General features: G+C 62.8%; 14 protein-coding genes. 12 read left to right on the plus strand and 2 right to left on the minus strand.

The annotated features are described in order from the left end of the window. Window positions 1–346 precede the first annotated feature (346 nt). Both XH98_RS22910 and XH98_RS22915 read right to left on the minus strand, forming a co-directional pair. A complete protein-coding gene (locus XH98_RS22910; protein ID WP_271620035.1) occupies window positions 347–1669 on the minus strand; it encodes a PQQ-dependent sugar dehydrogenase in 1323 nt (440 codons plus the stop codon). After that, window positions 1666–2094: a DUF2231 domain-containing protein gene (locus XH98_RS22915; protein WP_271620036.1), complete on the minus strand. Its 429-nt coding sequence runs from the start codon at window positions 2092–2094 to the stop codon at window positions 1666–1668. Before XH98_RS22915 ends, XH98_RS22910 begins: the two co-directional genes overlap by 4 nt. Before the next feature lie 275 nt (window positions 2095–2369). Between XH98_RS22915 and XH98_RS22920 the strand changes: the two genes are divergently transcribed. The 12 genes from XH98_RS22920 to XH98_RS22975 all read left to right on the plus strand — a co-directional run bounded on the left by XH98_RS22920 (window position 2370) and on the right by XH98_RS22975 (window position 22256). After that, entirely contained in the window at window positions 2370–3875 is a 1506-nt protein-coding gene (locus XH98_RS22920) for a glucan biosynthesis protein G (RefSeq protein ID WP_271620087.1), read from the plus strand. Continuing rightward, entirely contained in the window at window positions 3863–5977 is a 2115-nt protein-coding gene (gene mdoH, locus XH98_RS22925; protein WP_271620037.1) for a glucans biosynthesis glucosyltransferase MdoH, read from the plus strand. Before XH98_RS22920 ends, mdoH begins: the two co-directional genes overlap by 13 nt. A gap of 480 nt (window positions 5978–6457) precedes the next feature. Next, the gene (secE, locus tag XH98_RS22930) at window positions 6458–6649 is read left to right on the plus strand and encodes a preprotein translocase subunit SecE (protein ID WP_007611620.1); all 192 of its coding nucleotides are present in this window, start codon (window positions 6458–6460) and stop codon (window positions 6647–6649) included. Beyond that, complete coding sequence (gene nusG, locus XH98_RS22935; protein WP_015685389.1) at window positions 6649–7206, plus strand: transcription termination/antitermination protein NusG; 558 nt, start codon at window positions 6649–6651, stop codon at window positions 7204–7206. Before secE ends, nusG begins: the two co-directional genes overlap by 1 nt. Window positions 7207–7335: 129 nt before the next feature. Beyond that, window positions 7336–7764, plus strand: coding sequence for a 50S ribosomal protein L11 (gene rplK / locus XH98_RS22940; protein ID WP_057745528.1), 429 nt, complete (start codon window positions 7336–7338; stop codon window positions 7762–7764). A 6-nt stretch (window positions 7765–7770) separates the two neighbouring features. Next, window positions 7771–8463: a 50S ribosomal protein L1 gene (gene rplA, locus XH98_RS22945; RefSeq protein ID WP_271620038.1), complete on the plus strand. Its 693-nt coding sequence runs from the start codon at window positions 7771–7773 to the stop codon at window positions 8461–8463. A gap of 87 nt (window positions 8464–8550) precedes the next feature. Beyond that, the gene (locus tag XH98_RS22950; protein ID WP_271620039.1) at window positions 8551–9504 is read left to right on the plus strand and encodes a 2-hydroxyacid dehydrogenase; all 954 of its coding nucleotides are present in this window, start codon (window positions 8551–8553) and stop codon (window positions 9502–9504) included. Window positions 9505–10080: 576 nt separating this feature from the next. Then, on the plus strand, window positions 10081–10599 hold the full coding sequence (gene rplJ / locus XH98_RS22955) for a 50S ribosomal protein L10 (protein WP_057745888.1): 519 nt from the start codon (window positions 10081–10083) through the stop codon (window positions 10597–10599). A gap of 54 nt (window positions 10600–10653) precedes the next feature. After that, window positions 10654–11031: a 50S ribosomal protein L7/L12 gene (gene rplL, locus XH98_RS22960; protein WP_018647233.1), complete on the plus strand. Its 378-nt coding sequence runs from the start codon at window positions 10654–10656 to the stop codon at window positions 11029–11031. Between the two features lie 518 nt (window positions 11032–11549). Continuing rightward, window positions 11550–15674: a DNA-directed RNA polymerase subunit beta gene (rpoB, locus tag XH98_RS22965; RefSeq protein ID WP_271598937.1), complete on the plus strand. Its 4125-nt coding sequence runs from the start codon at window positions 11550–11552 to the stop codon at window positions 15672–15674. A 129-nt stretch (window positions 15675–15803) separates the two neighbouring features. Then, the gene (gene rpoC / locus XH98_RS22970; protein WP_220005471.1) at window positions 15804–20000 is read left to right on the plus strand and encodes a DNA-directed RNA polymerase subunit beta'; all 4197 of its coding nucleotides are present in this window, start codon (window positions 15804–15806) and stop codon (window positions 19998–20000) included. Between the two features lie 192 nt (window positions 20001–20192). Next, on the plus strand, window positions 20193–22256 hold the full coding sequence (locus XH98_RS22975) for an FAD-dependent oxidoreductase (protein WP_271620040.1): 2064 nt from the start codon (window positions 20193–20195) through the stop codon (window positions 22254–22256). The last annotated feature ends 134 nt before the right edge of the window (window positions 22257–22390 follow it).

The raw sequence follows: 22390 nt of genomic DNA on the forward strand, positions 1-22390 counted from the left end.
AATGAGCAGCGATAGCGCGCCGTTCCTAGATTGGCGCGACTGGTAGTGACTTATGTTGGCCCGAAGGTCCCCGGCGAGCGATTGCAAGCAAGCGTCTGATGAGCTTTTGGTGCGGCATGGCTGTGCTCCCAATTATGCAGGCGGGAGCTCGCTCGGTCTCTCAGCCACCGGTGCCTACGGACAAAGCCTCGACCGATGATAGAAGCAAGCTACCACAGGTCGTACTGGACCGAAAGGCGACATCGACAGATGGAGGAGGGAGCGCTCAATTACTCACTTGGCTTGGACTGCCGTGAACCCGACGATCGTCTTAGGACAGGATAGGCCGACGTGACGATCCTCTGGACTAACGAGCCGAATTTTGCGCGCTGACGCGCCACACCGCGTTGCCGGTATCGTCGGCAACCAGCAGCGCACCGGTGCGGTCAAGCGCTACGCCCACGGGTCGACCATGCACCGTATCGGTATCATTGCCGAGAAATCCGCTGACGACCGGGATGGGTTTGCCCTCCGGTCGCCCATTCACCAGCGGCACGAAAATGACCTGGTAACCGTTGACCGGGCTGCGGTCCCAACTGCCGTGCTCGCCGACGAAGATGCCGTTGTCAAACTTCGGAGATAGCGTCTCGCCTTTGCTGAATGCAAGGCCGAGCGCGGCCACGTGAGAACTTAGGCCGTAGTCGGGCTTGACGGCCTTGGCCACAAGGTCAGGTCTCTGCGGATGGACTCGGACGTCAATGTGCTGGCCCCAATAGCTGTAAGGCCAGCCATAGAAGGCGCCCTCCTGCACCATTGTGAGATAGTCCGGGACAAGATCCGGGCCAATCTCGTCCCGCTCGTTCACCACCGCAAACAACCGGCCAGTGTCGGGATCGACCGCCAGATTAGTTGGATTGCGCGTACCCGAAGCAAAGATGCGCTTGGCACCAGTCTGGCGGTCGACTTGATAGATCGCGGCGCGACCCTCTTCGGCGTCGAGGCCGTTTTCGGTGATATTGCTGTTCGACCCGACCCCAACGTAGAGCTTGGATCCATCGGAGCTCGCAGCCATCGCCTTCGTCCAGTGGTGGTCGATCGGTCCGGCAGGAAGGTCCGCAAGCTGCGAACCTGGCTCCGTGATCTTGGTCTGTCCGAGCGTGTATTTGAACGCCATGATCGCGTCCGTGTTGGCTACGTAGAGTGTGCCGTCCACATAAGCCACGCCGTAGGGTGAGTGGAGGTGGTCGACGAGTATTGTTTGCTGCTCCGGCGTTCCATCTCCGTCGGCATCGCGAAGCAGTGTGATGCGGTTACCGCCCTTGCCGGCGGTTCCGGCCCGCGCCTTAACCTTGCCTTGGATGAAGTCCTTGGGCCGGAAAGGTGTGGTGCCGGGGCTGTTGCCCTCGACAACGAGGACGTCGCCGTTCGGCAGAGGATAGACGATGCGAGGATGCATCAGCCCTGTCGCCATTGCCTGAACTTTCAATCCTCCCGCGACCGTTGGCGTCTCCCCTGGTTTCCAGCCAATCTCCTTGGGAACGCTCATGGGTGGCAACAAGTAGTTCTGAGGCTCCGGCAGGTAGGGATCTGACCCGTATTGCCGCATTGGATCACCGCCTTGGTCGCTGCAGGCGGTCAGCGCGAGGAGGGCGCAGAGGGCTGGCAAGGCTCGAAGCATTGCATGGGTCACAGGTTGTCTCCGGTCGCGGTGGTACGAACCGTTGTCACCTTCCAACCGGTGGCGGCGGCCATCAGGAGCAGAATCGTCACGATCGCGGAAAGCGAAATCCCCTGCGGCACTACCGAGGTCCAAGCGTCGCGACTGTGAACGAAGACATTCACGAGCGACAGCAGCGCCGCCGCTGCCACGAGCAGGAAGGGGACCCAATTGATCCGTCCAGCTCGGCTGGTGAGAAAATCGATGATCAGGATGATGGTGGCGAACAGAGCCAGGACCAAGCCTGCCGCGATCAACCATGTTGACGAATTGGCCCACTGCCAGTTCGACGTATTCCAGTACATGATATCGGTCGCCAACCCTGCGATCAGCAGGGTTGATCCGGCACCGATGAAGCCGGGATGCAGCAGCGATCTGGGAGCGGCTCCGGGCGCCAATCTCGACATTTATCCTCCGAAGGCATCGCCGCCGCGCCAAGCCGGCGCATTCGCTGAATTCAGACGTGGCGGGAACGCGGGAGCACTCGGGCAGTTCCTACCTACCGGCGGGGGCGCTGGCGACCATCGGTTAAGCGCGGGCCATCAGCCGTTCTAGAAGGCGGAGGAGTTTGAGCTCGTCCAATTTCGTCCGTTCCGTGGTCGATCCGGCCATGGAACTCGCGGGCGCGGTGGGTGTTGCATGGCCGCGGCAGCAGGAGCGAGTAGGAGGGCATGTGAACCGACGCCAGCTTGTTCAAGGGTCGGCAGTGCTGCCGGCGTTGCTGCTCGCTTCGCGCAGCGGTTTCGCCGCGGCGCCGGATGGTGTGTTTGGGCCGTCAACGGTGAGAGACTTGGCCCGCATGCTGGCGGGCAAGCCGTACGAGGCTCCCGACGAAAAGCTTCCGAGCGAATTGAAGGACTTGGATTACGATCAGTACCGTTCGATCCGCTTTTTGACCGAACGGGCGCTTTGGCGCGACAAGAATCTTCCATTCGAGGCGCAGTTCTTTCATCGCGGCTTCTTCTACAAGAACAAGGTGACGATCTTCGAGGTCGCCGACGGAAAGGCAACCGAGTTCAAGTACCGCAAGGCGGACTTCTCGTTCGGCGAGAAGGTCCCGGCGTTCGAAGACATCGATCTCGGGTTCGCCGGCTTCCGCATACACTCGCCCATAAACCGCCCCGACTATTACGACGAGGTCTGCGTCTTCCTGGGCGCGAGCTATTTCCGCGCCGTGGCCAAGGGGCAGACGTACGGGCTTTCCGCCCGGGGGCTTTCGATCGATACGGGTGAAGCCAAGGGCGAGGAATTTCCGCTCTTCAAGGCCTTCTGGCTCGAGCGGCCGGCACCGGGTGCGACCTCGCTGGTGATCCATGCTCTGCTCGATAGCAAAAGCTGCGCAGCGAGCTACCGGTTCACCGTGCGGCCCGGGGACACGACGGTGTTCGATGTCGAGATGTCGGTTTACCCGCGAGTCGAAATGCAGCGCGCCGGCCTCGCACCCATGACCAGCATGTTTTTCTACGGCCCGAACGACCGCAACGACATCGACGACTTCCGTCCGTCCGTCCACGATTCCGATGGGCTTGCGATCTTCAACGGAAAGGGCGAAAGCCTCTGGCGCCCACTCAGCAACCCTCGCGATCTGCAGATCAGCACCTTTCAGGATCTCAATCCGCGGGGGTTTGGCTTGATGCAGCGCGAGCGAAATTTCTTCGCCTACCAAGACATCGAATCCGGCTTCGAGAAACGCCCAAGTCTGTGGATGGAGCCGATCGGTGACTGGGGCGAGGGCGGCGTCATGCTGTTCGAGATCCCGACCAAAGAGGAAGTCCACGACAACATCGCCGCGTTCTGGCGGCCCAAAACCCCGCTCCAGGCTAAAGGCGAACACAACTACACCTATCGGCTGCATTGGGGACCGGATAGCCCAAAACCGCATTCGCTCGCCAGATTCACCCGAAGCGGAATCGGCGCGAGGGGTGAGGACGCGCGCCTCTTCGTGCTCGATCTGGTCGGCGACAACCTCAAGGGCATCGATCCTGCGGCCGTCAAGGGCGTGGTGACGGCGGAGAAGTCCGAGGTGAAGAACATCGTGACGCAGCCCAACCCGTACACCGGCGGCTGGCGGCTCAGCTTCCAGTGCCAGGTGAAAGGCGAGCCGATCGAGCTGCGCGCGTTTCTCACCCAAGTCGACAAGCCCTTGTCGGAAATCTGGGTCTACCGATGGGCACCCTGACTGCTCCGCAGCCGATGGCTGGCGATATCGCGACCCAGCGCCTGCTGCCGCGCGAGGCCCCGCTTCCGATGGCTGCTGGTGACCTCGGAAAGAGCCGGATACCGGACCGTCTTCCTGCGGCGGCTGTGCCCGCGTTGGCCTGGCGACGCGGCGTCATCCTCGTCTCCACGGCGGCGCTTACGGGAGCGGGTGGCTACGAGATGTATCGCGTGCTGCAGGTCGGCGGCGTTACCATCCTCGAAGCCATGGTGCTGGCGCTCTTCTTGGTTCTGCTCGCTTGGGTCGCCTTTTCTTTCGCGTCTGCATTGGCCGGCTTCTTTGTGCTGCTGGCCCATCGTCCGGACGGGGACGGCCCGGCGACGGAGCTGCCTGCCGTCGCAAGCCGCACCGCTATGCTGCTTCCCACCTACAATGAAGACCCGCACCGATTGACGGCGCGGCTTCGTGCGATGATCGAATCCTTGGAGACGACAGCGCACGAAAAGCTGTTTGACTGGTACGTTCTGAGCGACAGCACTGATCCGGACATCTGGGTGGCCGAAGAAAAAGCCCTGCTCGCGTTGCGACAGGCCGTTGGAACGCGGCTGTATTATCGCCACCGGGCTGACAACACGGCGCGGAAAGCCGGTAACATCTCCGACTGGATCACGCGGTTCGGTGGCATCTACGACTTCATGATCGTGCTCGATGCCGACAGTCTGATGAGCGGGCAGACCATCGTCCGATTGGTCCATGCTATCGAGAGCAACCCGAGCGCCGGGCTCGTCCAGACGCTTCCCATGGTCGTGAACGCGCGAAGCCTGTTCAGCCGCGTCCAGCAATTTGCGGGCCGCCTGTACGGCCCCATGATCGCCGCCGGCGTGGCGTGGTGGCACGGCTCGGAAGGCAATTACTGGGGCCACAACGCGATCATCCGGGTGAAGGCCTTCGCGGAATCGGCCGCGCTGCCGCAGCTGCGCGGACGCAAGCCATTCGGCGGCCACATCCTGAGCCACGATTTTGTCGAGGCCGCACTGATGCGGCGGGCCGGATGGGGCATCTACATGCTGCCGGCGCTTGGCGGCAGCTACGAAGAGGTGCCACCATCGCTCCTCGATTTTGCGGCGCGCGATCGACGCTGGTGCCAAGGCAATCTTCAGCATCTCGCTGTCGTGCCGGCGCGAGGTCTGCATTGGGTGTCGCGCCTGCATTTCATGGTGGGAATCGGGGCATATCTGACGGCACCGCTGTGGCTGCTCTTCCTGCTGCTGGGCATGTTGATCTCGCTGCAGGCCCGCTTCGTGCGGCCGGAGTATTTTCCGAAGGGGTTCTCGTTATTTCCGACCTGGCCGGCCCAGGATCCCGTACTCGCCATTTGGGTGTTCGTCGCCACCATGGGTCTGCTGCTGCTACCGAAGCTGCTCAGCCTAATCCTGCTTTGCATGCGGGGTTCGGCGCGACGCCAATTCGGCGGCGCATTGCGAGCCTTGGCCGGACTTTTCGCAGAGATCATCGTATCCGCGCTGATGGCACCGGTGATGATGATCTTTCAGTCGATCGCGGTGGTCGAGATTCTGGCCGGTCGCGATGCGGGCTGGCAGACGCAAAGGCGCGACGACGGCACGGTGGAGCGCCGCGAGCTCTATCGGAAATACGGCGTTCCAACCCTGTGCGGCGTGGCGATGGCGGCAAGCGCCTACGCCGTTTCGCTGCCGCTTCTGCTCTGGATGTCGCCGGTTATCGTCGGACTGCTGTTCGCCGTTCCCATCGGCGCGCTCACCTCCCAGCCCGTCTCGGGCAATTTGTTTGTCACCCCCGAAGAACGAGAGCCGCCTCCGATCCTGCGTCGGGCGAACGAATTGAGCGCGTCGGCGGATGCAGGGATCAAACCCGCGTTGGTGGAGCTGCGCGAAGACCCTGCGCTCCTGACCTTCCATCTCGCGCAGCTGCCGCCCCCCCGCGCCGCCAGGCCCGACATGGTCGACCCCAATCTGGCGGTCGGCCGTGCCAAGGTCGATGCGAGCGATACTTTCGAGGAGGCCGCAGAACATCTGTCTTCGCGGGAGGTCTTTTCGATCTTGAACGACGGTTCGGCGCTCTCGACCGTGTTGCAGAAGCGATGAAGGTTTGGTCTGCCGGCGCGTCTATCGGCGAGAGGCAAGGGTTGGGCTCGAAGCCCTTGCTTCGATTGCGCCGCCCCTGCAGCGCCGCTCGTCTTTCCGCGACCGCATGATTGTTCCCACAAAGGCGAGCGCCCAAAGGCGAGGGCCCAAGCCGAGGGCGCTGATGGGCGATCTGCAGGGAACGGGTCAAAGCCGTTTTCGGCGCGCCCCAAGGGACAGATAAATCCTTGATCGGCTTGGGCTCTGCCTCGTCGCCCAGGCAGGGCCGGAAGGGACGGGAAGGCTCCCTCGATCTTGACCTTTGGCCTCATTCGCAGTAGATACCCGGCACTCGCAGCCGGCCCGTTAAACGCGGATCTCCGGCGCGGCTTTGAAATCCCCGAACATCAGAGCCCGGTTTTCCGGCTCATCCTTCGAGACAGAGGGCTGGGCCACAGGCGGCTGTTCGGATCCCTGAAATCCTTATTGGCGTCTCAAACGATGGCAGTCAGCCCGTTCAAGTTCTTGCAGGAAGTGCGCTCGGAGACCGCCAAGGTCACCTGGCCGACCCGTCGTGAGACCACGATCACCACCATCATGGTGTTCGTGATGGTCGCCGTGGCCTCGATCTTCTTCTTCGCCGCCGACCAGATCATCCGCTACCTCATCACCTTCCTTTTGGGCATTCACTGATGGCAACAGCCGCCGCAACCCAATCGTCCGACAAGCGCTGGTATATCGTCCACGCTTATTCGAACTTCGAGAAGAAGGTCGCCGAATCGATCCGTGAGCAGGCCAAGCAGCGCGGGCTCGAGGAGCTGTTCGAGCTGGTGCTGGTTCCGACCGAGAAGGTCACGGAAGTGCGCCGCGGCCGCAAGATCGACGCCGAACGCAAGTTCTTCCCGGGCTACGTGCTGGTGAAGATGAAGCTGACCGACGAGGCGTTCCATCTGATCAAGAACACGCCGAAGGTGACGGGCTTCCTCGGCGCGGAAAACAAGCCGATGCCGATCTCGGAATCCGAGGCCATGCGCATCCTGCACCAGGTGCAGGAAGGCGTAGAACGGCCGAAGGCGTCGGTGTCGTTCGAGATCGGCGAGAACGTGCGCGTGGCCGACGGCCCGTTCGCTTCGTTCTCCGGTGTGGTCGAGGAAATCGACGAGGCGCGCTCGCGCGTGAAGGTCGCCGTGTCGATCTTCGGCCGCGCCACGCCCGTGGAACTGGAATTCGGTCAGGTCGAGAAGGTCTGACCGGGTACGCGTGAGACTCAGGTCTCGCGCAAAGAGAGGCCGTGGGAGGGAGAGGGCGGTCGCCAGCCGCATCCGACCCAGACCACGAACCTGAACCGCCGGCGTCAGCCGGCACAACAGGAGTGATACATGGCAAAGAAAGTGACCGGATACCTGAAGCTTCAGGTCCCGGCCGGTGCGGCGAATCCCTCGCCCCCGATCGGTCCCGCGCTTGGTCAGCGCGGTCTCAACATCATGGAGTTCTGCAAGGCGTTCAACGCCCAGACCCAGAAGGAAGAGAAGAACACCCCGATCCCGGTGATCATCACCATTTACGCGGACCGTTCCTTCACCTTCGAGATGAAGACGCCGCCGATGTCCTACTTCCTCAAGCAGGCCGCCAAGATCCAGTCCGGCTCGAAGGCGCCGGGTCGTGACAAGGCCGGCAAGGTGACACGCGCGCAGGTGCGCGAGATCGCCGAGAAGAAGATGAAGGATCTCAATTGCGACACCATCGAATCGGCCATGAAGATGGTCGAGGGCTCCGCCCGTTCGATGGGTCTGGAAGTTGCGGGGTAAGCGGTCATGGCAATCGGAAAGCGTTTGAACAAGGCCCGCGAAGGCATTGACCGCGAAAAGCTTTACCCGCTCACGGACGCCATCAAGATGGTCAAGGAGCGCGCCAAGGCGAAGTTCGACGAGACCATCGAGGTCGCGATCAATCTCGGCGTCGATCCGCGCCACGCCGACCAGATGGTCCGCGGCGTGGTGACCCTGCCGAACGGCACCGGCCGTACGCTCCGCGTCGGTGTGTTCGCCCGCGGCGCCAAGGCTGACGAAGCCAGGGCCGCCGGGGCCGACGTCGTCGGCGCCGAAGACCTGGTCGAGAAGGTGCAGAACGGCGCGATCGATTTCGACCGCTGCATCGCCACCCCCGACATGATGCCACTGGTCGGCCGCCTCGGTAAGGTGCTTGGCCCGCGCGGCCTGATGCCGAACCCGAAGATCGGCACCGTGACCATGGACGTCACCGGTGCGGTCAAGGGGGCCAAGGGCGGCTCGGTCGAGTTCCGCGTCGAGAAGGCCGGCATCCTGCAGGCTGGCGTCGGCAAGGCCTCCTTCTCAGAGGAGAAGCTGGTCGAGAACATCAAGGCGCTCGCTGATGCGGTCGCCAAGGCAAAGCCGGCCGGCTCCAAGGGCACCTACATCCAGCGCGTTGCGGTGTCCTCGACGATGGGCCCGGGCGTGAAGGTCGAACCGGGCACCATTCTCGGTTAAGTCTGGAAATTGCATGAGGCGAGGGGCGGAATCGGGCAACCGATTCCGCCCCTCGTCGTTTGTGGGCGGCACTCATCGGAAACAACAATGGCTGACAAGGTCCTGGTCTACTCACGCTTTCCCAAGTCGATGATCGCGCGCTTCGCCGAGCGGTTCGAACTGCTCGACACGCGCGGCCAGCCTGCGCAGGAGGTGTTTTCGGCGGACGAACTCGGCTCCGTCCGCGCCTTGCTCACGGCCGGCGGATCGCCGCTGGATACGGATGCGATGGAACTGTTCCCGAAGCTCGGCGCGATCGTCTGCTACGGCACGGGCTATGACGGGGTCGACCTGGAGGCCGCGGCCGCGCGCAACATCGCTGTCGGACACAGCCCGGGCGCCAATGCGGCCTCAGTCGCGGATATTGCGATGACCCTGATGCTGGCGACGACGCGGCGGCTCACGGTCGCCGACCAATATGTCCGCAGCGGCGACTGGGCCACATCGAAGCCCTCGCCGATGATGCGCCCGCAAGCCGGCATGCCCGGCCGGCGCATCGGCGTCTATGGCATGGGCGAGATCGGCCGCAAGATCGCGGCGCGCTGCGCCGCGTTCGAGAGTGAGGTCGGCTATTTCAGCCGCAGCAAATACGATCTGCCCTATCAATATTTCCCGACCCTGGAGGCGCTGGCCGACTGGTGCAGCGTCCTGATGATCGCAGTTCGGGCAGGGGCGGCGACCCAGCACGTCGTCAACGCCGACATCCTGGGGCGCCTCGGCGCGGACGGCTACGTCGTCAACATCTCCCGCGGCTCGGTGATCGACCAGAAGGCCCTGCTCGCGGCCTTGATCGACAAAACCATCGCCGGTGCCGGTCTCGACGTCTTCGAGAAGGAGCCGCACACCCCTGACGCGCTGACGGCGCTATCGAACGTGGTGTTCTCCCCGCATATCGGTGGCCACACCCTCGAATCGCAGGTCGCCATGCAGAACTGCGTGCTGGCCAACCTCACAGCGTTTTTCGAGGGCAAGCCGCTGCCTTATGCGGTCAAATCGGCCTGAATCGGCCCTTGTTGGCCCGGATCAAGCCGAGTCGGCAACGGATTGAAACTGGTGTGAATTTTGCTCTTGGCAATCCGGCAGAGAGCGGTTAAAGAACCGCTTCCGGACGTGCCGGCCTTGGCTGGCGCGTTCGTGCACGCATTCCGAAAACCGACACGGTAGGAGATCATTCCTTTTCAGGACGTCCGTAAGGATTTGCCCGAAAAGGAAGGAAAATCCATCGGCCGGTGGGATGCGGGCAGGGGTCAGGCGGTTCGCCGGCTGGCCTTGTCCTGTCCAAGACTGCAGGCGCCCGCGGGAAATTTCGATTTCTCAACGGCTTAATCGCATGGCCTGCATAGACGGGTGAAGACCGGATTTCACTTCGCCTTCCACCTTAAAGGTGGTTGCGGAACGGGTCTGGTTCGGACCTCGACACGCCGTGGGCCCTTGGGCTCCCGGAGGGCAGGCTTTGAATTGTCGTCTTGCCCGGCGTGTCCGATGGGTTTTGGCCCTGAGGTTCAGGTTTGGGCGGGACGATGGGTGCAACCCGGCGGTCCCGCTTTCGCGATGACCGCCAACCGGAAAGAGCTTGCTGTGGAACGAGCGGCAAAAAAAGAGGCGGTCGAACAGCTCAACGGGGTCTTCAAGACCACGAGCGTCGCGATCGTTGCTCAATATTCCGGCCTGACCGTTGCCCAGATGCAGACCCTGCGCAAGCAGATGAAGCAGGCTGGTGCCTCGGTGAAGGTCTCGAAGAACCGTCTCGCCAAAATTGCTCTTGAAGGCACCGACGTCGTTGCCATCGGCCCCATGCTGAAGGGACCGACCGTGATCGCCACTTCGAACGATCCGGTAGCGGCGCCGAAGGTCGCCATCGAATTCGCCAAGGCGAACGAAAAGTTCGTCATCGTCGGCGGCTCGATGGGGAAGACCGTCCTGAATGTCGATGGCGTGAAGGCGCTTGCCTCGCTGCCGTCGCTTGACGAACTGCGCGGCAAGATCGTCGGCCTGCTTGTGGCCCCGGCGACCAAGCTTGCTCAGCTCGCCAACGCGCCCGCGGGCAAGCTCGCGCGCGTCATCCAGGCTCATGCCTCAAAGGGCGAAGCGGCCTGACGCCCTTCGCAAAACTCAAACCCGAACCAGACTTACACCTAAGGAAACTGAACAATGGCTGACTTGCAGAAGATCGTTGACGACCTCTCGAGCCTCACCGTGCTCGAAGCCGCTGAACTGGCGAAGCTCCTCGAAGAGAAGTGGGGCGTTTCGGCTGCCGCGGCTGTCGCCGTGGCCGGTCCGGCTGGTGGTGGCGCTGCCGCCGCTCCGGCTGAAGAGAAGACCGAGTTCACGGTCGTTCTCGCCTCCGCCGGCGAGAAGAAGATCGAGGTCATCAAGGAAGTCCGCGCCATCACCGGTCTCGGCCTCAAGGAAGCAAAGGACCTCGTCGAGGGTGCTCCGAAGCCGCTGAAGGAAGGCGTGAACAAGGAAGAAGCCGAGAAGATCAAGGCCCAGATCGAGAAGGCTGGCGCCAAGGTTGAGCTGAAGTAACACAGGTTGCTTCAGCGATATCCCGGGCTCGCGAAGCGAGACCCGGGATCTCGTCTCGAGATCGTGGATGGCCGGGTCAGGCCCGGCCATGACGATCGCAAGGGGCGGGGCCAGATGCAAAAGGCGTGCGACGGATCGTCCCGACGCGGGCCACACACGAAAATGTGTGGGGATTTGAGGGTTTGACCCTCGAATCTGCACTATTGTCGCCCCATATCGGGTCGGCAGCACGAAAGCGCGGTGGGCAGGGATGCCGGGTTTCCCTGTAAGCCGTTGGGAGAGCAGGCTATTTCGGGCTTTTGCAGTCCGTGAAGACGATCGTTGTGACGGGCGGGCGTGCCTATGCGCCCCGCGCGTCGTTTTGCGTTTTGAAGGTCTGAAGAACAGATTCAGGACATGACGGCCTGAAACTGGTTTTTTGGTCCCCCAAAACGGGTTCGAAAAATTCAACCCGGGGGCGGCGGCAGCTGCGTTCCGGACGGTTCGCCCAAATCGGGCGACGAAAATGAGAGGCCACGATGGCGCAGCAGACATTCACCGGTCGCAAACGCGTTCGCAAGTTTTTCGGACACATCAAGGAAGTCGCCGAGATGCCGAACCTCATCGAGGTTCAGAAGGCGTCCTATGACCAGTTCCTGATGGTCGATGAACCCGCGGGCGGGCGCCTCGACGAGGGCCTGCAGGCTGTGTTCCGTTCCGTATTCCCGATTTCCGACTTCTCGGGCACCTCGATGCTCGAATTCGTCCGCTACGAGTTCGAGCAGCCCAAGTATGACGTCGACGAGTGCCGCCAGCGCGGCATGACCTTCGCGGCCCCCCTCAAGGTGACGCTGCGCCTCATCGTGTTCGATATCGATGAAGAAACCGGCGCGAAGTCGGTCAAGGACATCAAGGAGCAGGACGTCTACATGGGCGACATTCCGCTCATGACGATGAACGGCACCTTCATCGTGAACGGCACCGAGCGCGTCATCGTCTCGCAGATGCACCGTTCGCCGGGCGTGTTCTTCGACCACGACAAGGGCAAGACCCATTCGTCGGGCAAGCTGCTGTTCGCTGCCCGCGTGATCCCGTATCGCGGCTCCTGGCTCGACATCGAGTTCGACGCCAAGGACATCGTCTATGCGCGTATCGATCGTCGCCGCAAGATTCCGGTGACGTCGCTGATGTTCGCCCTCGGCCTCGATGGCGAGGCGATCCTGTCCACGTTCTACAAGAAGATCCTCTACAAGCGGACCAAGGAAGGCTGGCGCGTTCCGTTCGACGCCAACCGTTTCCGCGGTTACTCGACCGTCAACGACCTGATCGACGCCGACACCGGCAAGGTCGTGCTCGAAGCCGGCAAGAAGCTCACCGTCCGTGCCGCCCGCCAGCTCCAGGAAAAGGGGCTCAAGGCGCTGCGTCTGTCGGATGAAGAGCTCGTCGGCAACTACCTCGCCGAGGACCTGGTCAACCCGAAGACCGGCGAGATCCACGCCGAAGCCGGTGAGGAAATCACCGACAAGTCTCTGAAGGTGCTCAACGAGCATGGCTACAAGGAACTGCCGCTGCTCGACATCGACCACGTCAATGTCGGTCCCTATATCCGCAACACGCTCGCGGCCGACAAGAACATGACGCGTGAAGACGCGCTGTTCGACATCTACCGCGTGATGCGTCCGGGCGAGCCGCCGACGCTGGATTCGGCGCAGGCGATGTTCCAGTCGCTGTTCTTCGATGCCGAGCGTTACGACCTCTCCGCGGTCGGCCGCGTCAAGATGAACATGCGCCTCGACCTCGATGCGCCCGACACCCAGCGTACGCTGCGCAAGGAAGACATCCTTTGCGTCATCAAGACGCTGGTGGACCTGCGCGACGGCAAGGGCGAGATCGATGACATCGACCATCTCGGCAACCGCCGTGTGCGCTCGGTCGGCGAGCTCATGGAGAACCAGTACCGCATCGGCCTGCTCCGCATGGAGCGCGCGATCAAGGAGCGCATGTCCTCGGTCGATATCGACACGGTCATGCCGCAGGATCTGATCAACGCCAAGCCGGCGGCTGCCGCCGTGCGCGAGTTCTTCGGCTCCTCGCAGCTCTCGCAGTTCATGGACCAGACCAATCCGCTCAGCGAGATCACCCACAAGCGCCGCCTCTCGGCGCTTGGACCGGGCGGTCTGACCCGCGAGCGCGCCGGCTTCGAAGTGCGCGACGTGCACCCGACGCATTACGGCCGTATCTGCCCGATCGAGACGCCGGAAGGCCCGAACATCGGTCTGATCAACTCGCTTGCGACCTTCGCGCGCGTCAACAAGTACGGCTTCGTCGAGACGCCGTATCGCAAGGTCAAGGACGGTCGCGTCACCGACGAGGTCGTGTACCTCTCGGCGATGGAGGAAGGCCGCTATTCGGTCGCGCAGGCCAACGTGCCTGTCGACGCCAAGGGCCGCTTCACCGAGGACCTCGTGGTCTGCCGCGCCAGCGGCACCCGCGACGTCGTGCCGTTGACGCCCGACAAGGTCGACTACATGGACGTGTCGCCGAAGCAGCTCGTTTCGGTCGCCGCGGCGCTGATCCCGTTCCTCGAGAACGACGACGCCAACCGCGCGCTGATGGGCTCGAACATGCAGCGCCAGGCGGTGCCTTTGGTTCGCGCCGAGGCGCCGTTCGTCGGCACCGGCATGGAAGGCGTGGTTGCGCGTGACTCGGGTGCCGCGATCGCGGCGCGCCGTTCCGGCGTGATCGACCAGATCGACGCGACCCGCGTCGTTATCCGTGCGACGGAAGATCTCGATCCGACCAAGTCGGGCGTCGATATCTACCGTCTGATGAAGTACCAGCGCTCCAACCAGTCGACCTGCATCAACCAGCGTCCGCTGGTGAAGGTCGGCGACATCGTCAAGAAGGGCGACATCATCGCTGACGGTCCGTCGACCGATCTCGGCGAGCTCGCTCTGGGGCGCAACGTGCTCGTCGCGTTCATGCCGTGGAACGGCTACAACTTCGAAGACTCGATCCTGCTCTCCGAGCGGATCGTGAAGGAAGACGTCTTCACCTCGATCCACATCGAGGAGTTCGAGGTGATGGCGCGCGACACCAAGCTCGGGCCTGAGGAAATCACCCGCGACATTCCGAACGTCTCGGAAGAAGCGCTGAAGAACCTCGACGAAGCCGGTATTGTCTACATCGGCGCGGAAGTGCGTGCGGGCGACATCCTGGTCGGCAAGATCACGCCGAAGGGCGAGAGCCCGATGACGCCGGAAGAAAAGCTGCTGCGCGCCATCTTCGGCGAAAAGGCGTCCGACGTTCGCGACACCTCGCTGCGCGTCCCCCCGGGCGTGCAGGGCACGATCGTGGAAGTCCGCGTGTTCAACCGCCACGGCGTCGACAAGGACGAGCGTGCGCTGGCGATCGAGCGGGAAGAGATCGAGCGTCTGGCCAAGGACCGCGACGACGAGCAGGCGATCCTGGACCGCAACGTCTACAACCGTCTCGCCGAGCTCCTCGAGGGGCGGCAGGGCATCGCCGGTCCCAAGGGCTTCAAGAAGGACACCAAGATCACCCGTGCGGTGCTCGAGGAGTACCCGAAGTCGCAGTGGTGGCTGTTCGCTTCGCCCAACGACAAGCTGATGGCCGAGATCGAGGCCATGCGGAAGCAATACGACGAGTCGAAGAAGGGGCTGGAACAGCGCTTCCTCGACAAGGTCGAGAAGCTTCAGCGCGGTGACGAATTGCCGCCCGGCGTGATGAAGATGGTCAAGGTCTTCGTCGCGGTGAAGCGCAAGATCCAGCCCGGCGACAAGATGGCCGGCCGCCACGGCAACAAGGGCGTGGTGTCGAAGATCGTGCCGATCGAGGACATGCCGTTCCTCGAGGACGGCACGCATGCCGACATCGTGCTCAATCCGCTCGGCGTGCCCTCGCGCATGAACGTCGGGCAGATCCTCGAGACGCATCTTGGCTGGGCTTGCGCCGGCCTCGGCAAGCGTATCGGCCAGACGGTCGATGCTTACCTGTCGAAGCAGGACATCAAGCCGCTCAAGGAAACCTTGAAGAAGGTCTACGGCGAGGACGAAACCATCAAGTCGCTCAACGACAACGAGCTGCTTGAACTCGGCCATAACCTGAGCCGCGGCGTGCCGATCGCGACGCCGGTATTCGATGGTGCCAAGGAGACCGACATCGAGGAGATGCTGAAGCTCGCGGGTCTCGACGCTTCGGGTCAGTCGACCGTCTATGACGGCCGCACTGGCGACGCCTTCGATCGCAAGGTGACGGTGGGCTACATCTACATGCTCAAGCTGCACCATCTCGTGGACGACAAAATCCACGCGCGTTCGATCGGTCCGTACTCGCTCGTCACCCAGCAGCCGCTGGGCGGCAAGGCGCAGTTCGGCGGCCAGCGTTTCGGCGAAATGGAGGTGTGGGCGCTCGAAGCTTACGGCGCGGCCTACACGCTCCAGGAAATGCTGACCGTGAAGTCGGACGACGTCGCCGGCCGTACCAAGGTGTACGAGGCGATCGTGCGTGGCGACGACACCTTCGAGGCCGGTATTCCGGAATCGTTCAACGTGCTGGTCAAGGAAATGCGCTCGCTCGGCCTCAACGTCGATCTGCACAATTCCAAGATGGGTCCGGCGCCGACGTCGGAAGCGGCCGAGTAACACGACCTTTCATGCCCGGCCATCGCGGCCGGGCATTGGCGCCCTTTCCGATGCCTTGAGGGCAGGGCGCCCCGCTCGAGTGATTTTCGAATTTGCGGCCGGAGGCGACCGGTACGCGAGGAGAAGACGATGAACCAAGAAATTATGAATCTCTTTAACCCGACGACGCCGGCTCAGGTCTTCGACCAGATCCGGATCTCGATCGCGTCCCCGGAGAAGATTCTGTCCTGGTCCTACGGCGAGATCAAGAAGCCGGAGACCATCAACTACCGCACCTTCAAGCCCGAGCGCGACGGCCTGTTCTGCGCCCGCATCTTCGGGCCGATCAAGGATTACGAGTGCTTGTGCGGCAAGTACAAGCGCATGAAGTACAAGGGCATCATCTGCGAGAAGTGCTCGGTCGAGGTCACGCTGTCGCGCGTCCGGCGCGAGCGCATGGGCCACATCGAGCTCGCGGCGCCCGTTGCCCACATCTGGTTCCTGAAGTCGCTGCCCTCGCGCATCGGCCTTCTGCTCGACATGACGCTGAAGGATCTCGAGCGGATCCTGTACTTCGAATATTACGTCGTGCTGGAGCCGGGCCTCACCGCGCTGAAGGACCGTCAGCTGCTGTCGGAAGACGAGTATCTGAAGGCGCAGGACGAGTACGGCCAGGACAGCTTCACCGCCATGATCGGCGCCGAGGCGATCCGCGAGCTGCTCAAGGGCATGGACCTCGAGAAGCTCGAGCTCAGCTTGCGTGCCGAGATGCAGGAGACCGACTCCGACATCAAGCACAAGAAGCTCGCCAAGCGCCTGAAGATCGTCGAGGCCTTCCGCCACTCCGGCAACAAGCCGGAATGGATGATCCTGACCGTCGTTCCCGTGATCCCGCCGGACCTGCGTCCGCTGGTGCCGCTGGACGGCGGCCGCTTCGCGACCTCCGACCTCAACGACCTCTATCGCCGCGTCATCAACCGCAACAACCGCTTGAAGCGGCTGATGGAGCTGCGCGCGCCCGACATCATCATCCGCAACGAGAAGCGCATGCTTCAGGAAGCGGTCGATGCGCTGTTCGACAACGGTCGCCGCGGCCGCGTCATCACGGGTGCCAACAAGCGCCCGCTGAAGTCGCTCGCCGACATGCTGAAGGGCAAGCAGGGCCGCTTCCGTCAGAACCTGCTCGGCAAGCGCGTCGACTATTCGGGCCGGTCGGTGATCGTGGTCGGTCCCGAGCTGCGCCTGCATCAGTGCGGCCTGCCGAAGAAGATGGCGCTCGAGCTGTTCAAGCCGTTCATCTATTCCCGGCTTGACGCCAAGGGCCTGTCCACCACCGTGAAGCAGGCGAAGAAGCTGGTCGAGAAGGAGCGGCCCGAGGTCTGGGACATCCTGGACGAGGTCATCCGCGAGCATCCGGTGCTGCTCAACCGCGCGCCGACGCTGCATCGTCTGGGCATCCAGGCGTTCGAGCCGGTGCTGATCGAGGGCAAGGCGATCCAGCTTCACCCGCTGGTCTGCTCGGCGTTCAACGCCGACTTCGACGGTGACCAGATGGCCGTGCACGTTCCGCTGTCGCTCGAAGCGCAGCTGGAAGCGCGCGTCCTGATGATGTCGACCAACAACATCCTGCATCCGGCGAACGGCCAGCCGATCATCGTGCCGTCGCAGGACATCGTGCTCGGTCTCTACTACGTCTCGATCATGCGCGAAGGCCTGCCCGGCGAGGGCAAGCTGTTCGGCGACATGGCCGAGCTCGAGCACGCCCTGCATGCGAAGGTCATCCACCTCCACACCAAGATCAAGTACCGGTGGGAAGGCATGGACGAGACCGGCAAGGTCTCCAAGCGCTGGATCGAGACCACCGCCGGCCGCGTCATGCTCGGCAATCTGCTGCCGAAGAACCCGCGCATCTCGTACGAGATCATCAACAAGCTGATGACTAAGCGCGAGATCTCGGGCGTCATCGACCAGGTCTATCGTCACTGCGGCCAGAAGGAGACTGTGATCTTCTGCGACCGCATCATGGCGCTCGGCTTCTACAACGCGTTCAAGGCCGGCATCTCGTTCGGCAAGGACGACATGGTCGTGCCGCACGGCAAGTGGAAGATCGTCGACACCACCCGTACGCTGGCGAAGGATTTCGAGCAGCAGTACAACGACGGTCTGATCACCCATGGCGAGAAGTACAACAAGGTCGTCGACGCCTGGTCGAAGGCCACGGAAGAAATCGCCAAGGCGATGATGAAGGAAATCTCCGCCACCAAGAAGACGGCGAGCGGAGCCGATGCCGACATCAACTCGATCTACATGATGGCTCACTCCGGTGCCCGCGGTTCGCCGGCCCAGATGCGCCAGCTCGCCGGCATGCGCGGCCTGATGGCCAAGCCGTCGGGTGAGATCATCGAAACGCCGATCATCTCGAACTTCAAGGAAGGCCTCTCGGTTCTCGAGTACTTCAACTCGACCCACGGCGCCCGCAAGGGCCTCGCGGACACCGCGTTGAAGACCGCGAACTCGGGCTACCTGACCCGTCGTCTGGTCGACGTCGCGCAGGACTGCATCATCACGCAGTCCGATTGCGGCACCAAGCTCGGCATCAAGATGCGCGCCATCGTCGATGCCGGCACCGTGGTCGCTTCGCTCGGCTCGCGCATCCTCGGACGCACGGCCTGCGAAGACATCAAGGACGCTTCGGGCAAGGTGATCATCAAGCGCGATACGCTGATGGAAGAGAGCCATCTGGAGGCCATCCAGCAGGGCGGCGTTCAGGAGGTGAAGATCCGCTCGGCGCTGACCTGCGAGCTCGTCAACGGCATCTGCGGCAAGTGCTACGGCCGCGACCTCGCCCGCGGCACGCCGGTCAACCACGGCGAAGCGGTCGGCGTCATCGCGGCGCAGTCGATCGGCGAGCCGGGCACCCAGCTCACCATGCGCACCTTCCACATCGGTGGTGCGGCGCAGCTCAACGAGCAGTCGTTCGTCGAAGCCAATTTCGACGGCAAGATCGTGATCCGGAACAAGGCCATCGCCCGCAACAGCGAAGGTCACCTGATCGCGATGGTGCGCAACATGGTGGTTGCGGTGGTCGACGCCGACGGCACCGAGCGCGCGACGCATCGTGTCCAGTACGGCTCGCGCCTGCACGTCGACGACGGCGACATGGTCAAGCGCGGCCAGCGCATCGTCGAGTGGGATCCGTACACCCGTCCGCTTCTCACCGAAGTGGAAGGCACCATCGGCTTCGAGGATCTGGTCGAGGGCCAGTCGATCTCGGAAACGCTGGACGAGGCCACCGGTATCGCCAAGCGCGTGGTCATCGACTGGCGCTCGACCCGCGGCGGCTCGGACCTGCGTCCGGCCATCGTGGTGAAGGGCAAGGACGGCAAGGTGCTCAAGCTCGCCCGTGGCGGCGATGCCCGCTACATGCTGTCGGTCGACGCCATTCTCTCGGTCGACGTCGGGGCCAAGGTCAACCCGGGTGACATCCTCGCCCGTGTCTCGACCGAAAGCGCCAAGACGCGTGACATCACCGGCGGTCTGCCGCGGGTGGCGGAACTGTTCGAGGCACGGCGTCCGAAGGATGCGGCGATCATCGCCGAAATCGCGGGCACCATCCGGTTCGGACGCGACTACAAGAACAAGCGTCGCATCTCGATCGAGCCGATGGACAAGACCGACGAGCCGCGCGAGTACCTGATCCCGAAGGGCAAGCACATCCACCTTCAGGACGGTGACATCGTCGAAAAGGGCGACTTCATCGTTGAAGGCAACCCGGCGCCGCACGACATCCTTGCGGTCAAGGGCATCGAGGAACTGGCCGCCTATCTGGTCAACGAAATCCAGGAGGTCTACCGGCTCCAGGGCGTGCTCATCAACGACAAGCACATCGAGGTGATTGTCCGTCAGATGCTTCAGAAGGTGGAAATCACCGACCAGGGCGACACGGACATGATCTCCGGCGAGCAGGTCGACAAGATCGAGTTCGACGCGCTGAACGAGAAGGCCAAGGAAGAGGGCAAGAAGCCCGCCACGGGTACGCCGGTTCTGCTCGGCATCACCAAGGCGAGCCTGCAGACGCGCTCCTTCTTCTCGGCGGCCTCGTTCCAGGAGACCACTCGCGTCCTCACGGAAGCGGCGGTCAACGGCAAGATCGATCCGCTCGAAGGCCTCAAGGAGAACGTCATCGTCGGCCGGCTGATCCCGGCAGGCACCGGCGCCTCCATGGCCAAGATCCGCGAAGTCGCCATGAAGCGCGACAAGCTGATCCTGGACGAACGCGAGAAGCAGGCGGCCGTCGTGTCGCCGGCGCCGGAGGCCGAGCTTCCTGCGCTGCCGCCCGCGGAATAATAGCTCCTCCGTACGATTACTGAGGATAACGGAAAGGCCGGCTTTTGCCGGCCTTTTTGTTGCTTTCTCCGTCTGCTGCGATGCGGGATCAACCTTTGTTCATCTTTCCTTCAGCCTGAAAAGCGCTTCTGCTAAGGGAGCTTAGACCGGTGGTCCCGTGACGGGGGCAGGGCCGGAGACCACGGAACTCACATGCTTGATCTCGCAATCGTAGGCGGCGGCCCCGGCGGGCTGATGAGCGCCTGGTACCTGAAGCGTAAGCTCGGCGACCTCTGCCGCATCACCATCTTCGAGGCCTCCGACCGGCTCGGCGGCAAGATCGTCACGCGCAAATTCGATTCCGCGCCGGCGATGTACGAAGCCGGCGTTGCGGAGATCTACGATTACTCGATGACGGGCCCGGATCCGCTGCGCGAGCTGATCCAGCATTTCGGCCTGCAGACCATTCCGATGGACGCCGAGCAGGTGCAGTTCGGCGGTGAGCTGCTCGACGACGTCGCCGGCATGCGCCGCAAATACGGCGCCAAGACCGCAGCGGCAATCGAGGCGTTCCGCAAGCGCTGCACCGAGGTGATGTCACCGATCGAATATTACGAGGGCGTCGGCGCGCACGACAACGAGAACCCCTGGGCCTACAAGACCGCCGAACAGGTGCTCGACGAGGAGGTCGAGGACGAGACCGCAAAGCGCTTCTTCAAGGTGATGGCGCGTTCGGACATCGCGACCGAGAGCCACAACACCAACGGCCTCAACGCTCTCAAGAACTATCTGATGGATGTCGACGGCTATATCGGCCTCTACTCCATCCAGAACGGCAACGAGCAGCTGATCGAGTGCCTGCAGTCCGAGGTCAACGCCGACATCCAGCTCAATCATCGCGTGCTCGCCGTCGGCAAGGCGCCGACCGGCCGCTATCAGCTCAAGATGATGAACGGGAAGGGGCCGGAGACGCGCGACTTCGATCTCGTGCTGGTCTGCCTGCCGCATTCCTGGCTCTCCACGATGGGCTGGGAAGGCGAGCAGCTGCGCAAGTCGATGGTCAAGCACGTCGCTTATTTCGACCGTCCCGCGCATTATTTGCGCGTCTCGATCCTGTTCGATAGCCCGTTCTGGGGCGACATGATTCCCGGCGCCTGGTTCATGTCGGAAGCCTTTGGCGGCTGCTGCGTCTACAACGAGGGCGCGCGCCACGACGTCGGCAAGCACGGCGTGTTGAACTGGCTGATTCCCGGCTCCGATGCGCTCGCCTTCGCCAATCTGTCGGACCAGGAGCTGATCGACGCTGCGCTGAAATCGCTCCCCGCGTCGCTCGGCGATGCCCGTGCGCACTTCATGGAAGGCAAGATCCACCGCTGGCTGTCCTCGGTCAATGCGATACCGGGCGGTCTGCCCGTGCGCGACGTCATGACCAATCACCGGCCCGAGCCGAAGGAACATCCTGGGATCGTCGTGGTCGGCGACTATCTGTTCGATTCCACGCTGAACGGCCTGCTCGATTCCTCGGATGCCGCGACCGACATCATCCTGACCGAGATGATGCGGCTGCGCCGTGAGCGCGCGCAGCAAAAGGGCGAGCCGATCTCCGACAAGATCGATCGCGACTATTTCGAGAATTATCGCGGCCTCGGCCCCTATAGCGAGGCGTGGAGCCACTTCACCGATCCCGACTATCTGACCAAGCTGATCGGCATCGTCTGGGGCAGGGCCAAGGGCACAAAGCTCCTGGTCGCGGGCTCCGCCAGCGGCGAGCTTGTCGGCGCGCTGCGCGAGCGCGGCATCGATGCCTTCGGCATCGAGAACAACCGCGCCATCCACGCCAAGACGCCGAAGGCGCTGAAGAAGTACAACAAGCTCGGCTCGATCACCGACATGCCTTTCAAGGATGGCTCGTTCGATTTCGTGTTCGAGACCTGCCTCTGTCACATTGCCCCGAAGCAGGTGGTCCGCGCGATCCGTGAGCTCAACCGCGTGGTCAAGACCGGACTCGTGTTCGGCTCGGTGACTTCGGACATGGCCCCGGCCGTGATCGACCGCTACGACCTCCTGCGCGGGGTCAAGAAGCTCGGCACGTGGTGGGAATGGTCCGAACTGTTCTTCGGCAACGGCTTCGATCTGTCGATGCACCGCAAGGACTGCACCGATGCGCTCTGGACCGCGACGCTCGCCGCAGGCAAGGGCCCGGGCCAGTGGTATGCCGACGCCGACAGCTTGCGCTATTCCTTCTTCGACAAGGTCGAGGACGAAGACGACGACTAGCACTTCAAGGCGGAATGAATTCGCCAATTGCTTTGCCGAATTCATCCTGATCGCATAGAATCGGTGCAAGTAGCGGCTTTCCGCTATTTTCTGCTTTCTCTGCGGTCATGCCGGCCGTCAGCATCGGTTGGTTT

It is taken from the genome of Bradyrhizobium sp. CCBAU 51745 (assembly GCF_028128715.1).
Classification (GTDB): domain Bacteria; phylum Pseudomonadota; class Alphaproteobacteria; order Rhizobiales; family Xanthobacteraceae; genus Bradyrhizobium; species Bradyrhizobium manausense.